The organism is Staphylococcus capitis subsp. capitis, from assembly GCF_040739495.1.
Taxonomy (GTDB): domain Bacteria; phylum Bacillota; class Bacilli; order Staphylococcales; family Staphylococcaceae; genus Staphylococcus; species Staphylococcus capitis.
In genome coordinates, this window is record NZ_CP145263.1 from 89,635 (window position 1) to 106,730 (window position 17,096).

Consider the following 17,096-nt stretch of genomic DNA (forward strand, 5'->3'; position numbering starts at 1 on the left):
TTTTTATATATGTAATTAAGCATCTTTTTGTCGTGCGCGTTCTTCTCTATGTCTTTGACGTCTTTGTTCTTCTTTCGAAAGGTGATTTGGGTATTTCTCAGGGTGTTTATAACCATCGATTGCACCTAAAAACATGCCTTTAACAAAACTTGTAATCCCTTTACCAATACCGAAAACAAATCGAATCATACCATAAATCGCAAAAATCCATAGCAATATATAGCCCATATTGAAACTCCTTTTTTATTTTACAATAACATAAAAAGACAATTTCGATGAAATTTATAAAAAACTTTGCTGGTAAATTTTTTAATACATAAAATATCGTAGCTACTAGTCTAAAAAAATTTAGGGGTAAGACTGCGCACCGTATGCATTAATTCCATTCTTATCGTGCTTTTTTAAAAATATCCTCAAGTGATATTCACGTTTTTTATAGAAAGTTAAAATGCAGTTGCCTATTGTATAAAATGTTACATCACACTATGATGTTGTTAATAGTTTTAAATAAAAAAAGAGATAGAAAAAAATTACATGTCGATATTTAATTAATTTAATGTAATATAAATATAACTAATACATTATTTGATATCTTAATAAAGTGAAGGGAGTTATACATATGATTAAAGATCAAGTAGCTATTATTACTGGCTCAGCGAGTGGTATTGGTTTAGAAATTGCTAAATCCTTTATTGAACAAGGCGCCAAAGTTGTCTTCTCAGACATTAATGAAGAAGGCCTTAATAACGTCTTCCACCAATTTCAGCGACAAGGCTATGACTGTCGGGCTATCAAAGCGGACGTCTCTAATGAGGAAGATGTGAAGCATCTTATCGCTGAGACGAGACATCAATATGGTCGTATAGATATTGTTATTAATAATGCTGGTTTACAGAATGTAGCTAATATAGAAGACTTTCCAACTGAAAAGTTTAAACAGATGATAGATATCATGCTTGTTGGTACCTTTTTAATGACAAAGCATGTTCTTCTTATTATGAAGGCGCAACACTATGGCAGAATCTTAAATATGTCATCTATTAATGGTGTCATCGGTTTCGCAGGAAAATCAGCTTATAATAGCGCTAAACATGGAATTATTGGTTTAACAAAAGTAACAGCTTTACAAACAGCTGAGGACGGTATTACAGTGAATGCGATTTGTCCTGGATATATCGACACACCACTTGTGAGAGGACAAATGGAAGACTTAGCACAAATGCGAAATGTAGACGTAGCGCAAGTGATGGATGAGGTGTTGTTCCCATTAATTCCTCAAAAACGATTGATCGATATTCAAGAAATTGCTGATTATGCCATATTTTTAGCAAGTAAATCGACAAAAAGTGTGACAGGACAAGCTATTATTATAGATGGTGGTTATACAGTCCAGTAATAGTATGACCTCTTAATTAAAAATAAAATACTGTTAAGCTAAGAAAAGTATCTACTATTAAATACTTATCAAGCTTAAGGGGGAGAAAAGATAGAATGAGAAAAATGAGCATCACCTTAAAAGTAAGATTAATATGTAGTTTCTTTGAGAATTTAATTGTTATGGCATTTTTGCCTTTTATAGCTTTATACCTAACGGATATGGTCAATCAGGCCTTTTCAGGTATATTTCTTTTTATTTTAGTTTTAATCAATTTTCCAATTTCGATGATTTCGGGGCATATTATTGAGCGTTATCCTAAAAAACGCACAATGCTTATATATCAAATTATTGAGTGTATAAGTTTGCTTGCAATGGCATTTTCAGTCTCTAATCAGACATTGCTTATCATGATATTTTGCATAGCTTATACGGTTTTTAGTATTTCGTCTGGTATGATTGCACCGCTTATTGAAACGATGATCATGGACGCGATTACACCAGAAGTTGAACATTACATATATAAAGTAAGTTATTGGCTTACTAACGTAGCCGTTGCTTGTGGTGCATTTTTAGGAGGAGCCATGTATCACGCGAATAAATCGGCGTTGTTTTTGATCGCTTTTGTGATTTTCGTACTAGTATTCGTGGCTTTATATATTTGGATTCCTAATGATAACGCCAAACCGTTGAAGAAAGAGGGACAAACTTTTGATAATGTATTAAGTTTGAAAGGCTTTTTACGTAATTATCAGCTTGTGCTAAAAGATAAATTATTTATGTATTTAATTATCGGCTCAAGTATTCTTTTAATGGGTGAATTATCCACGTCTTCATATGTTTCAATTAGACTTAAAAAGGAATTCGAAACTTTATCAATGTTTCATGTCTCAATTGATGGAGTTAAAATGTATTCAATTTTAATTATGACTAATACGCTAGTTGTAATAGCTTTAACGTATTTTGTATCTAAATATATCTTGAAAATGAATAATCAAAAAGCGTTATTTGTAGGTCTCATCATGTATGTAGTAGGTTATTCAGGCATTACCTATTTAAATGATTTTACTTTACTTATCATAGTTATGGTTATAGCCACGTTAGGTGAGATGATTTACTCTCCGATTACTGAAGAACATAGATATAAGATGATTCCTGCACATAAGAGAGGCACATATTCTGCAATACGTGCATTAAGTTTTAACTTTGCGCAATTAATTGCAAGACTGGGTATTATTTTAGGTGTATTGATGAACGCCCTGGGTATGACGATTTATATGGCACTGATTCTCACTTTAGGAAGTATATTGCTCTATCGTGCGGTGTACCAATTTAATTTAAAGGCTAATAATGAAAATCATTAATTGTGAATTTTATAACCTACTAAATTGCTCGTGATTAAAAATAAAATATATTTATTAAGATTTTGTAAAAAATTCACTTTAGTAATTGTTTTCAAACCTTTGAATGTACTAATATATAGCTTATCTAGAGAATATATGTAAGTTATTTGTTAGTGAGTATTATAAAGTATGAGTACGAAAGAAGGACTTGAATGACTATTGAAACATTGCATTTTCAACACTATTTTTATCAAAAATATTTACAATCAACTTCAACTACAAAGAGGGTGACGTACTGGGTTCGATTAGATCAAGATATCGAGCGTCATCGATTGATGTATGCACTGCTAGATGTAGTACAACATCAGCCGCAGTTGAGGGCGACATTCAAGCATTGTAACGACCAATTGCGCATCAATGTGCGAGAATTTTTCCCATTTATACAGATCAAAGAAGTGAATCAATGTTCTAAAAAAGTTGATATCACGACTTACCTCAACCAAGAGTTGAATTCCTACTATTTCAATCAATTACCTCTATTTAATTTTACAATTTATCAATTTTTAGATGAAACGTTCTTACTTTTAGATTTCCATTCCATGATTTTCAATGATAGCCAGTTAGATGATTTCTTTAAACAACTAAATATCGCGTATAGCTATGGTCTATTTCATGAACATACTGTATCGGATTTTTATCACATGATTAAAGAAATGAATGTAGCGACTGATGCTTCAAATGAGGACAATCAACAGCATTTAAATCACTTTGAAATGGCTCATGCCGATCAAGATTGTGAATCATACATGCCTATAAAACGAAATTCAGAACAACCACAAGTTGAACATACAAGTGTAGATCTTGAATCATTTGATATGACTCGTCTAGTTACAAGCACTTATTTAGCAAACTACTTTTTGAGTCAGTCTAATCAAGTGACGTTGGGAATTCATTTTCCAATGGAATATGACAAAACTGACGATATGATGTTACTTAACACACTTGTAGCACCACTGAGTTTAAATATAGACACTACGCTTTCTGCAGACGTAATTATGAATGAATGGGAATTAGCGATAGATGATATGAAAGCCAACGGGACAGGTTTCTTAAGTGAACCTAATGCAAGTGATATGGAATTCGAAACAATCATACATGCAACGCAATTTAACGAATACTTTGAGTTAAATCACACCGAACATAAAGTACATCGATTGCATAGTGATAGTTCTTTATTAGCTGACATAGAAATATATCCACGTCCTCACCAAGGCTTTGATATTGTATACAATACAAATGCCTATGATGAGCTAACGATTCAAACATTAGTTAGTTTAATTAGAAGTATTAATATGCAATTAACACATAATCCTTCAAAGATAATTAAAGATATAGAATTATGTAATGAAAATGATTTTGAAATCTATCAAAACATCAACCATTCAACAAGTTCATCACATTATCAAACGGTAATGGAACGTTTTGAATATCAAGTAGAACAGTATCCAAATCAAATAGCATTGCAATATGAACAACAATCCATGACATATGCGGAATTAAACCACCACGTGAATCGCTTGGCACAATATTTGCGACACACTTATCATGTACAGCCCAATGATATTATCGCGCTCTTGGCAGAACGAAGTATCGAAATGGTTATAGGCATGTTAGGTATTTTAAAGGCAGGCGCTGGATACTTACCGATTGATCCAGATTATCCGGAAGATAGAACAACCTTTATTATTGAAGATGCACAGCCTAAAGCAATCGTGACATATCATGCGACATTACAATCTGACATTCCTCAAATTGAACTAGACACATTTGATTGGAATGGCGACGAAGCGGAAACTGACAATCCAAGTCATATCAACACTGATGAGGATACTGCATACATCATTTATACTTCAGGTACAACAGGTAAGCCTAAAGGGACAGTGGTTCCTCATAGAGGGATTGATCGTTTAGTTCATGAACCTAATTATGTTGAATTAAATAATCAAACGGTCATTTTATTATCGGGAACTGTAGCGTTTGATGCTGCCACATTTGAAATTTATGGTGCGCTATTAAATGGTGGATGTTTAGTGTTAACGTCGAAAGATACTTTACTTAATCCTGTTCAATTAGGTCAAACGATTGTGAATCAACAAGTCAACACGATGTGGTTAACGTCATCCCTTTTCAATCAAATTGCAAGTGAACGTATCGAGGCGCTAGAACCCTTAACTTATCTATTAATTGGTGGTGAGGTGCTAAATGCGAAATGGGTGAATCTATTAAACTCACGTCAACGCCATCCTCAAATCATTAACGGTTATGGACCTACAGAGAATACGACATTCACGACGACTTATGCGATACCTGATGAAATGCCAAATCGAATTCCTATTGGTCAACCAATTAATGGAACGACGGTTTACGTGATGCAAGGCGAGCACTTATGTGGTGTAGGCGTGCCTGGAGAATTATGCATAGGTGGCGCTGGTCTGGCTAAGGGATATTTAAATCAACCAGAGCTCACTGCTGAAAGGTTTATCACCTCTCCCTTTGAAAATGAGTGCCTATACCGCAGTGGGGATTTAGTACGTCTTCAAGAAGACGGTCATATTGATTATCTCAGTCGTATCGATAAACAAGTTAAAATTCGTGGCTTTAGAATTGAACTATCAGAAATTGAAAAAGCAATTGAAGCGATTAGAGATATTAATAAAGCAGTCGTTATTGTGCGTGAAGAGGAGCAAGATAAACAAATTGTGGCATATTATGAAGCGCAACAATCTCAATCGACGAGTCACTTGAAAGAAGTGTTAAGTGAAACATTGCCACAATACATGATTCCAGTTCATTTCATGAAAATAGATAAAATACCTATCACTATCAATGGTAAATTAGACAAGCGAGCTTTACCGGATATTGATAGAGTTGATTTATCAAACTATGTGGCGCCACGTAACGAAGGTGAACGTATCATATGCCAAATCTTTGAAGATATCTTACATGTCGACCAAGTAGGTATTAAAGATAATTTCTTTGAACTTGGTGGGCACTCATTGCGTGCAACGTTAGTTGTAAATCGTATAGAATCTCAACTTAAGAAACGTTTAAAAGTCGGAGATATTATGAAATTACCGACTGTTGAACAATTAAGTCAACACATTATGGAAATGCAAAATGAAGACTATGAAGTCATACCTAAAGCGCAAAGAGCTGAGCAATACGAATTAAGTGCTGTTCAAAAAAGTATGTACTTATTGTGGAGTGTTAATCCTGAAGACACTGTTTATAATATTCCGTTCTTATGGCGATTGTCTTCTGAATTAAACGTAGAGCAATTGAAGCGAGCGTTGAACCAACTTATTGCACGTCACGAAATTTTAAGAACACAATATATAGTGGATGGCAATGAAGTGAAACAAAGAGTAGCAGAAAATGTTGCTGCTGATTTTAAAGAAGTGACGACACGACTTACAGATGAACAACAAATTATTCAGGCCTTTATGCAACCGTTTAATTTAGAGCAACCTAGTCAAATGCGTGTAAGATATATCCATGGTCCACATGAGGATTATTTGTTTATGGATACGCATCACAGTATCAATGACGGTATGAGTAATACGATTTTATTAGCAGATTTAAATGCTTTATATCAAGAAAAATCACTTCCTAATCTATCACTGCAATATAAAGATTATAGTGAATGGATGGCTCATCGAGATTTATCTATTCAACGTCGCTATTGGTTACAACAATTTGAAGATGGTGTTCCTGTATTAAATATGCCAACAGATTATCCAAGACCTAGTATTAAGACGACACATGGTCAAATGTTGACGTTCCATTTTGATAAGAACTTAAAATCACAGTTGCAAAATTATGTGGAGAAACATCAAATGACTGATTTCATGTTCTTTGCAAGTGCAATAATGGTATTGCTTCATAAATATACACGCCAAGATGACATTGTCATAGGGAGCGTTATAAGTGCCCGCACTCATCGTGACACTGAAAATATGCTTGGTATGTTTGCGAATACACTACTTTACCGTGGCCATCCAACGAACGATAAAACATGGGAACAATTGATGTCTGAAGTGAAAGAGACAAGTCTTGGTGCGTATGAACATCAAGAGTATCCATTTGAAAGCCTTGTTAACGATTTGATGGATGAACGAGATGCTTCGCGTAATCCGTTATTCGACGTAATGCTTGTATTACAAAATAACGAAACAAACCATGCTAACTTTGGACATAGTCAACTGACGCACATTCCACCTCAAACGACAACAGCTAAATTTGACTTGTCGTTTATCATTGAGGAAGATCGAGACGACTATGTGGTTAATATTGAATATAATACAGATTTATATGCGGAAGAGACGATTCATAATCTTGCTTACCAGCTTGAAAATATCATCCAACATGTGACATCTACTCAAGCTTTAAAAATTCAAGATATTCAAGAATCTCCGGATATGCTGGAATGGGTTGAAACAAATGTTAATCATCATACCCTATATTTCCCGGAAAATAATTCCCTACAGCAATTATTCAATCATGTAGTTAATGAGAAGAAAGATGAGATTGCACTGAAAATGAATGGGCAGTCAATGACGTATGATGAATTAAATCATTATGCAAATCGTATAGCCAATGAGCTTATGAAAAATGGAGTGACATATGGAGAGCGAGTTGCATTATTAATAGATAGAAGCTTTGAAATGATTGCGAGTATGATTGCATCATGGAAGATAGGTGCGTCGTATGTTCCAATTGATATAACGCATCCTGATAAACGTATTGAGTTAATGATTGAAGATGCTCAAGTTTCAGCCATTTTAACTTATGGTAAGGAGTTTGATTCTAACCCATTAACGATTGCATTAGAGTCTATTGATAAAGAATCGCCCGTTGAAAAGTCATTTTCAGAATATGAGGGTAGTCTAGAAGATGAACTTTATAGCATTTACACATCTGGAACAACTGGCATGCCTAAAGGTGTGGCCGTAAGACAACGTAATGTCTTAAACTTGGTAAATGCTTGGACAGAGAGACTTGAACTATCGGAAGATGAAACGTTTATTCAATATGCAAATTACGTCTTCGATGCATCTGCGATGGATATCTATTGCAGTCTGTTAAATGGTTATACACTTGTGATTGCAAACAATGAAGAACGTACTGATACAGAGCAGCTACAACAACTAATCGAAAGAGAACGTATTACGGTTGCATCTATACCACTTCAAGTTTGTAACGTAATGGAAGATTTCTATATACCTAAGTTAATTACTGGTGGTGCAACAAGTACTCCAACGTTTGTGCGTCATATTTCAGAGCATTGCGATACGTACTTTAATGCGTATGGACCTTCTGAATCCACAGTGATTGCTTCAAATTGGTCATACACTAAAGGTGAGCCTATTCCATCAACAATACCTATAGGACAACCTTTAGCTAACATTCAAGTATACATTTTATCGGGTATGCAATTGTGTGGTGTAGGTGTTTCAGGAGAATTGTGTATCGCAGGTGAAAGTTTAACGGCTGGTTATTTGAATCGACCTGAACTTACTGCTGAATCTTTCATAGATAATCCATTTGGTGAAGGCAAATTATATCGCAGTGGTGACCTTGCAAGATATACACATGATGGTCAAATTGAATTTATGGGACGAATAGATAATCAAGTTAAAGTCAATGGTTACCGTATCGAACTTGGAGAAATCGAAAACATTATCAATTTAGTAGAGGGCGTTTCTGATAGCGTAGTTATCGTTGATCAACAAGGAGAACATGAAGTTCTACATGCCTATTATGTAGGCGATAAAGACATTAAGTCAGACATCGTAAGACAGTTAAATCAATACTTACCTAAGTACATGATTCCAAAAACTGTCACAGCAATTGATGTTATTCCGTTAACACGTAATGATAAAGTAGATGAATCAAAATTACCTCGTCCACAAATTCAAAGAAATGGATATGTAGAACCTAGAAATGATATGGAACGCCAATTTGCTTCAATATTTGCTGACGTGTTAGAGCTTCCGACGATAGGCATAGACGATGACTTCTTCGAAATAGGTGGTACGTCACTAGATGCGATGGTTGCGGTATCTAAGCTTAAATCTCATGATATAAATCTCACTATGCAAGATATATATCAATATAAATCAATAAGACATTTGGCAGAAGTATTTGAAGGCGGAAAAGAGCTAGTGGAAGTTGAACTTCCAGATCACTTGTCTCAACTTCAAGCATTAGTCAAACGTCGTTACCAATTGAATGTAAGTAATGAGACTCAAAACTCGCTTGGAAGAGTTCTCCTTACTGGAGGTACTGGTTTCTTAGGTGCATATCTAATTAATGAGTTACAAGACCAAGCTACTAAAGTGACATGCTTAGTAAGAGGTCAAGATATCAAAGATGCACATGCTAAAGTTGAAGCGAATTTACGTAGCTACTTCGAGACAGATAAAGTTGAAGAACTCATGGATAAGGTAGAGGTAGTTCTAGGAGACTTAGCAAACTTAGATGCATTTAACGTTGAAGATACAATTGATACAATCATTCATGCTGGGGCGCGTACAGATCATTTCGGAGATGATGAAAACTTTATTCACGTAAACGTACAGAGTACCGAAGCTTTATTAGCTCTAGCACAGCAACATCAAGCGAAATTTATATACATTTCGACAATTAGTGTTGGAGCAGTCTTTGATGTCCACACCGAGGATAAGGCTTTTTCTGAAAAAGATGTTTATAAACAACAATTATTTACATCACCTTATACAAAAAGTAAATTCTATAGTGAAATCAAAGTTTTAGAAGCGGTTAATGATGGTTTAGATGCTCAAATTATGAGACTAGGGAATTTAACAAGTGCTTATTCTGGCGCGTTAAACATGACAAATCTTACGACAAACCGTTTTTCAATTATGATGCATGAATTATTAAAAATATCATCTATTGGAGAATATTTCGGTAAAACATCTGTAGACTTATCATTTATTGATATTACCGCACGTCATGTTGTGAAGATTGCTGCATCCCAAGCGCAATCAATTATTTATCATATTTATTCTCCTCATACGAGAACTATGCAAAGCGTATTAGAGAATGCAAAACAAACTCAGATGAATATCATTAGTGACGAGGAATTTGAACAAATGTTGCTTAATAATGGTATGCATGAGGTTATCGGTTTAAGTAGCGGAGATACAACCCAAGTTCCCGCACAAATCGAATCTGAGATGACCCAACATGTTATAGCACAGTTAGGTGACGGATGGCCTCATGTCACTTCTCAATGGTTACGTGCTTGGAGAGATTTACTCATTGAAAAATTTAAAGAATCTGAGGAACATGAATGACACTATTTTTAACGAAAATAAATGATGACATAACAAATATTGAACATCGTTTATTTCAATCATATCGACAATTAAAGAAACCTGAACGTTCAAAATATCGTTTTAAAAAAGATCGTGTCATGCATCAAATAGGAGATATGTTGATTCAGTACTGTATCGAGCAATGTTATGGTCTGAACATAAATCAGTGGAAGTATCATGTTACAAAGAATGGTAAGATTGAGATTCAAAGTAGGAAACATATTAATGTGAATCTTTCATACAGTTTTCCGTATATTGTATGCGCCATTGATCAACATCCAGTAGGCGTCGATATTGAAGAAATTAAAGATTTGAATTATTTAAACTTGGCTACACAATTTTCCGTAAATGAATTTAACCAAGTACGACAATTAAAAGATTTTTATACAATTTGGACGAAAAAAGAAAGTTATACGAAATTGATAGGAGAAGGGTTACTCAAAGGCTTAGATGTTTATGACGTAACACAGCCCTTATACTATCAAGATGACAAGGTGTTCTTTCAAGAATATATATGCCAAGATAGAATGATTCATTTGTGTTCAAATCATAGCCGTAAACATGAGATAGTTAAAAAATCACTAGATTGTTTATTTTAATCACTAGTAATTGAAAAGTCATCCATACTTCTTTATTCAACTTAATACTTATACATTAACGTGCAGCTGTACGTCTAAATTATAAATCATAGAATTTTATCAAAGACACTTTCTATTTGAGGTAATAGGAAGTGTCTTTTTGTATGTCTTTAACAAGATGTAAAAGTAACTTCATGCTAGCTTAATGTTCGTATTTTATGATAAAGGTACCTTTAGGTATTTGTAAGGTATTTTTAATAGAAAGGAGTATGAAGATGATAAAAGCATGGTTGAGTAAAATATTTGAGTTAATTCCACGCGCTATCGTAAATATTTTCGTTTAAAGCAAGCTTCTAAACTAAAAAATTAAAACTGAGGTGCTAAAAAATGAAAAACAGAAAGAACTCTTACAGTATTCGTAAATTAAGTGTTGGTGCGTCTTCAATCATTGTCGCATCGATGTTATTTATTGGGGGCGGCGCTGCACACGCGGCAGAACAGGATGTACAAGGGAATTCTGAAAGTCATACAGCACAATCACACGGGGCAGATAATGAAAATTTAAGTGAGCCACAAACGAATGATCAAAAAGATAGCCAAACAGTTGAAACTAAGAATGATACTTCATCAGCTATACATAAAGATGAAACACAAAACCAAGCGCAAACAAACACTGCGAACCATCCATCAAACAATGATAATCAATCTAATGAAGACCTAACGACAGATCAATCTACTTCGGAACAGACAGATAAAGATCAATCAAAAGAACAACCAGTTGATAATCAAACTACAGAAGATAAACAATCAAAACAAGATATTAATCAATCAAACTTACAAAAGCAATCACCTGAAAATAATGATGGACAAGAAAGTAAAACTCAACAAGATACAGTAAATAAGCAGGAAAGTGCAGCTAAAACAACACCTGCAAAAGAAAATCAAGATAATAAACAGCAAAATTTAGATGAAAATGCTAATACAACAACACAAGAGTCAAATTCAGAAGTAGCAAAGGTTCGAAATAATGAGGAAACTTCAAAATCTGAAGATACTCAATCAGATAATGAAAAAGAGCAAACAACATCTGAGGACGTGAAAGATCAAGCATCTTCATATGAAAATACATCAGAGTCTTCTCAAAATAATAAAGCTGATGAAACAACACCTAATAACGACAAAGATAAAACAAATAAAACTCAACCAGAGCAACGTAATCATAAAGTATCATCTTCAACTCAAAATAAAGAATTAAATCGTGAAACAACACAGCAATCTAAAGATAATGAACAACAAAGCGATGTTGCAGAAAAAGAAGCTCCAGTAGAAGCTTTAAATAATGATCAACAGTCAAATTCATCTCAAAAAGATGCAAAAGATAAACAACTTAAAGTAAATGATTTAAAGAATGATAAAGCGACAGACCATCCTTCACCTAGTGATAAAGATGATCAATCTAAAAAAGGATTAAATACGTTAACACGCAATGCGATTGCTACACCTAAAAAGAAATCAGCACAACAAGCTGAAACAAAAGTTAAAAAGCAAGGCGATAAATCCTTCCCACAAATTCAATATAAAAACCATGATCCAATCATACTTGTTCATGGTTTCAACGGATATACTGCAGATAATGGACCAGTACTAGGTCATAACTACTGGGGTGGTAAACGAATTAAACTTACACAAGAGCTAAGAGCTAAAGGTTACAACGTTAGTGAAGCGAGCGTGAGTGCATTCGGCAGTAACTATGATAGAGCCGTGGAATTATATTACTATATTAAAGGCGGTACAGTTGATTACGGTGCTGCACATGCTGCTAAATACGGTCATGATCGTTATGGTAAAACATATGCTGGGGCGTATCGCGATTGGAAGCCTGGTCAAAAAATTCATTTAATTGGTCATAGTATGGGTGGACAGACTGTTCGTTTACTAGAAGAAATGCTTCGAAAAGGTAACCCTGAAGAAGTTAAATATCAAAAGAAACACGGTGGCGACATTTCTCCTTTATATAAAGGTGGCCAAGATAACATGGTTTCTTCAATCACGACATTAGCAGCACCACACAATGGTACTCATGCAGCTGATATCGGCAACGAACCATTTATTCGCCAACTTGCATATGATTACGCTAAATTCCAAGGTAGTAAACATTCAAAAGTTGACGTAGGTTTAAAACAATGGGGTCTTGCTCAAAGAGACGATGAAACGAATGCTGAATATCTAAAACGTGTTAAGAATACTAGTAAGATATGGAAAACGAAAGATAATGCATTCTATGATTTAAGTCGTGAAGGTACAAGTAAGTTAAATCACCATACGTCACTCAATCCAAATATTGTATATAAAACATACAGTGGGGAATCAACAAGACCAGCATTGAATGGTAGACAAAAAGCTGATATTAATATGGGTATGTCCTATATCGTTACAGGCAATGTGATTGGTAAAGTTCCTGAGAAAGAATGGAGAGTGAATGATGGCTTAGTTTCAGTTGTTTCAGCACAACATCCATTTAACCAAGCATACACACCTGCAACGAAAGATATTAAAAAAGGTGTATGGCAAGTAATGCCTGTAAAACATGAATGGGATCACGGTGATTTCGTTGGATCAGATGGTACAGAAGCACGTATTTCAGTAGATGATTTAAGAGCATTCTGGGACAGCATTGCTGAAGAAATTGTTCAAAATGAAAAAGTAACAGATAAATAACTTTTCAATATATGCACGTCGTTGATAGAGAGGACCTTTATCTTCGGCGTGTTTTTTATGTAAGAAGCTATATGAAGATCGCAATCAAACAACACGATATATTGTGTCTAATGATATTTAATATCTAAAAGACTAAATAAACTAGTCGTAATTAAATTTTAATAAATTATAAATTGAAACGCTTTCATTTTAGGCGTATAATTGTTTTAGTTTTTAAAAAAGGGATGATTTACATGAAAGTGAATAAGTATTTAATATTCATATTGGGAGCATTAGGAGGTTTATTATACGGTTATGATAACGGTGTAATCTCTGGTGCATTACTTTTTATACATAAAGATATACCTCTTAACAGTACGACAGAAGGGATTGTCGTATCATCCATGTTAATTGGTGCCATTATCGGGGCGGGAAGTAGTGGTCCATTAGCCGATAAATTAGGACGTCGTCGTCTTGTAATGTTAATTGCCGTCGTTTTCATTATTGGTGCATTAACACTTGCATTCTCTACAAATCTCGCACTTTTAATTGTGGGACGATTGATTATTGGTTTGGCAGTCGGTGGTTCAATGTCTACAGTACCAGTGTATCTAACTGAAATGGCCCCTACAGAATATCGTGGCTCACTCGGTTCATTAAACCAATTAATGATTACTATTGGTATTTTAGCAGCATATCTTGTGAACTATGCATTTGCCAATATTGAAGGTTGGCGTTGGATGCTTGGTTTAGCAGTTGTACCATCTGTGATTCTACTTATTGGAATTTACTTTATGCCTGAGAGTCCAAGATGGTTACTTGAAAATAGAAGCGAAGAAGCGGCTCGTAAAGTTATGAAGATTACTTATGACGATAGCGAAATTGAAAAAGAGCTTAAGGAAATGAAAGAAATCTCAGCTATTGCTGAATCATCATGGTCAGTAATAAAATCGCCTTGGTTAGGTAGAACACTTATTGTAGGTTGTATCTTTGCGATATTCCAACAATTTATCGGTATTAATGCGGTTATCTTCTATTCTTCATCTATCTTCGCTAAGGCTGGTTTAGGTGAAGCGGCATCTATTTTAGGTTCAGTTGGTATAGGTATAATTAATGTTCTTGTTACAATTGCAGCATTATTTGTAGTTGATAAAATTGACCGTAAGAAATTATTAGTCATTGGTAATATTGGGATGATTGCATCACTTATCATCATGGCAGTATTGATTTGGACAATAGGTATAGCATCGTCAGCGTGGATTATTATCTTATGTTTATCTCTATTTATCGTTTTCTTCGGTATTTCATGGGGACCTGTGTTATGGGTCATGTTACCAGAGCTTTTCCCTATGCGCGCTCGCGGTGCAGCAACTGGTATCTCAGCATTAGTGCTTAATATTGGTACATTAATTGTGTCATTACTATTCCCAATTTTAAGCGATGCGTTAAGTACAGAATGGGTCTTCTTAATTTTCGCTGTAATTGGTATACTTGCAATGCTATTTGTTATTAAATTCTTACCTGAAACACGTGGACGTAGTCTTGAAGAAATTGAGCATGATTTACGCGAACGTACAGGCGCTAAAACACATTAAAACATCTAAATTACACTCCGTTTTCAATTTATGATTGAGAACTTGGAGTGTTTTTTAATTTTAAGTATGCGCGCATAGCTTAATTATTATTAATGAAAAGAACGTTTAATAGTTTTCATGTTCAGGGTAAAAAATGAAAGTTGGAAATATATTGAATGGAGGTGTCTATCTTGAAAAGTGCTCAAGCGCTAGAACGCACTTTAAAGTCATTAGATGGGCAAAAATATGGTGCCTATAAACGTACGAAAGGTGTGTATGAATTCGATCAATTTAGACTTGCGATAGACCATGTACAAGTCGATCCGTTTGCACCACCTTCTAAAATGAGATGTATCGTAGCTAGGGATGAGGCAGGCATACCTGATCAATTATTAGATGACAAATATAAACGTATTGCTGTGAGTGATTTCTTAACGCGAGCAGTGCACAATAAGGTGAGAGAGCTAACAAAAAAGGATAAAAAATCTGGGAAGATACAAATCGATCGTTGTGGACAAGAGATGTTAGAGCGTACCTCTGTGGTGATTAATGATACTGACATTGAAGCGCGTATCGAAGTGGGATTACCTGCAGCAGGCCGTAAAATTCTTGGTAAAGCAGTTGCACATACAATTATCGATACCTTACCAGAAATTGTTGATCAAGCATTACACTATCAACATCTTGACCATTCTAAACTTCAAGATCAAGTCAATCTCATTAAAGATCAGATGTATATTCGAGAAGAATTAGACAAACGCAACCTTGTTTCGTTTGTTGCTAACGATGCAATCTTACCTCGACAAAGTGGAGTATCTGACCGTCCTATGCATCACGCTATTCAGTTTCAAAGTCCAGAAAAATTTGAGATTCAATTAGACTTGCCTAGTGGAAAATCTATTAAAGGTATGGGCATACCTAAAGGAATTACTTTAATCGTAGGTGGCGGTTATCATGGTAAATCCACATTACTCGAAGCACTTGAGCGTGGTGTATATAATCACATTGACGGAGATGGTAGAGAGTATGTCATCACACAACATGATGCGATGAAGATTCGTGCTGAAGATGGCAGAAGTATTGAGAAAGTCAATATTCAACCATTTATCGATCACTTGCCAGGTAAGAAAGATACTACGGAATTCTCAACAGAAAATGCAAGTGGCAGTACGTCTCAAGCAGCAAATGTGATGGAGGCTTTAGAAGCTCAGACATCGCTTTTACTTATCGATGAAGATACATCTGCGACGAACTTTATGATTCGAGACGGACGTATGCAAAAGTTGATTGCTCCCGAAAAAGAACCGATTACACCATTTTCAAATAAAGTTAAACCATTATATGAGGATTACGATGTCTCAACAATTCTTATTGTTGGTGGCTCAGGAGATTACTTTGATGTGGCTGACCAAGTATTAATGATGGATGAATATCATTTGAAAGATGTGACAGTTGAGGCAAAAGACATCGCACAATCTACAGGATATGAAAGACTTGATATGTCCAACAGTGAATTTGGTAGCATTCCGTCTAGAGTCCCTCTTAAATCTACCTTCAATAAGAAAGGCAAAGATGGTCGTTTTAAAGCTAAAGGGCTTAATGCAGTTACTTATGGTAAAGAACCTATCCAAATCTCTGGTTTAGAGCAACTTGTCGATGATAGCCAGACTAATAGTTTAGCAGTGATGTTAGATTATCTTAACAACGAATTACTCAATGATAATGATACATTGATTGAAGCAACAGATCGTTTATATCAACGTATTGAAGCAGAAGGTTTAGAAGTTATTTCACATCATCAAGGTCACCCAGGTAATTTAGCCTTACCACGTAAACAAGAGTTGATAGGTACAATTAATAGATATAGAGGATTACACATTCGTAGCGATAAAACTGAATAGAGATAATGATTAAGCGTATTGTTAAATCTCACTTTGTTGAGTAAATTAACAATACGCTTTTTATGGTCCATTATGTATGCTATTTATAGCTCGGTTTTTCGCATCGTAGATATGACTTATTAAATTATTGCGAAAATAACATCACAAAATGTTAGTAAAATAGCAGAATACAAATTCGAGGAGTATAAAACCTAAAAAAAGGTTACCCATATCCTAAATGAGTAACCA

8 protein-coding genes are annotated in these 17,096 nt (G+C 34.8%); 7 read left to right on the forward strand and 1 reads right to left on the reverse strand.

Annotated elements, in window-relative coordinates:
• Positions 1-15: 15 nt before the first annotated feature.
• Entirely contained in the window at positions 16-228 is a 213-nt protein-coding gene (locus V6C74_RS00535; protein WP_002454270.1) for a hypothetical protein, read from the reverse strand.
• 391 nt (positions 229-619) lie between these two features.
• Between V6C74_RS00535 and V6C74_RS00540 the strand changes: the two genes are divergently transcribed.
• The 7 genes from V6C74_RS00540 (at position 620) to V6C74_RS00570 (ending at position 16,868) form a co-directional block, all read left to right on the forward strand.
• Positions 620-1,396, forward strand: coding sequence for a 3-hydroxybutyrate dehydrogenase (locus tag V6C74_RS00540; protein WP_002454269.1), 777 nt, complete (start codon positions 620-622; stop codon positions 1,394-1,396).
• A 95-nt stretch (positions 1,397-1,491) separates the two neighbouring features.
• Positions 1,492-2,739: an MFS transporter gene (locus V6C74_RS00545; RefSeq protein WP_016898491.1), complete on the forward strand. Its 1,248-nt coding sequence runs from the start codon at positions 1,492-1,494 to the stop codon at positions 2,737-2,739.
• Between the two features lie 191 nt (positions 2,740-2,930).
• Complete coding sequence (locus V6C74_RS00550) at positions 2,931-10,097, forward strand: non-ribosomal peptide synthetase (protein ID WP_016898492.1); 7,167 nt, start codon at positions 2,931-2,933, stop codon at positions 10,095-10,097.
• The gene (locus V6C74_RS00555; protein ID WP_002454266.1) at positions 10,094-10,717 is read left to right on the forward strand and encodes a 4'-phosphopantetheinyl transferase superfamily protein; all 624 of its coding nucleotides are present in this window, start codon (positions 10,094-10,096) and stop codon (positions 10,715-10,717) included. The genes V6C74_RS00550 and V6C74_RS00555 overlap by 4 nt, the downstream gene beginning before the upstream one ends.
• Positions 10,718-11,083: 366 nt before the next feature.
• Complete coding sequence (locus tag V6C74_RS00560; protein ID WP_002454265.1) at positions 11,084-13,414, forward strand: YSIRK-type signal peptide-containing protein; 2,331 nt, start codon at positions 11,084-11,086, stop codon at positions 13,412-13,414.
• Positions 13,415-13,647: 233 nt separating this feature from the next.
• A complete protein-coding gene (locus tag V6C74_RS00565) occupies positions 13,648-14,988 on the forward strand; it encodes a sugar porter family MFS transporter (protein ID WP_002434924.1) in 1,341 nt (446 codons plus the stop codon).
• Positions 14,989-15,158: 170 nt separating this feature from the next.
• Positions 15,159-16,868 carry an ABC-ATPase domain-containing protein gene (locus tag V6C74_RS00570; protein WP_049390870.1) on the forward strand — a complete coding sequence of 570 codons (1,710 nt, stop codon included), beginning with the start codon at positions 15,159-15,161 and terminating at the stop codon, positions 16,866-16,868.
• Positions 16,869-17,096: the final 228 nt, after the last annotated feature.

Coding starts and splice junctions, on each gene's coding strand:
- V6C74_RS00565 (WP_002434924.1), top strand. CDS start 13,648: ATGAAAGTGAATAAGTATTTAATATTCATATTGGGAGCATTAGGAGGT.
- V6C74_RS00535 (WP_002454270.1), bottom strand. CDS start 228: ATGGGCTATATATTGCTATGGATTTTTGCGATTTATGGTATGATTCGA.
- V6C74_RS00540 (WP_002454269.1), top strand. CDS start 620: ATGATTAAAGATCAAGTAGCTATTATTACTGGCTCAGCGAGTGGTATT.
- V6C74_RS00545 (WP_016898491.1), top strand. CDS start 1,492: ATGAGAAAAATGAGCATCACCTTAAAAGTAAGATTAATATGTAGTTTC.
- V6C74_RS00560 (WP_002454265.1), top strand. CDS start 11,084: ATGAAAAACAGAAAGAACTCTTACAGTATTCGTAAATTAAGTGTTGGT.
- V6C74_RS00555 (WP_002454266.1), top strand. CDS start 10,094: ATGACACTATTTTTAACGAAAATAAATGATGACATAACAAATATTGAA.
- V6C74_RS00550 (WP_016898492.1), top strand. CDS start 2,931: ATGACTATTGAAACATTGCATTTTCAACACTATTTTTATCAAAAATAT.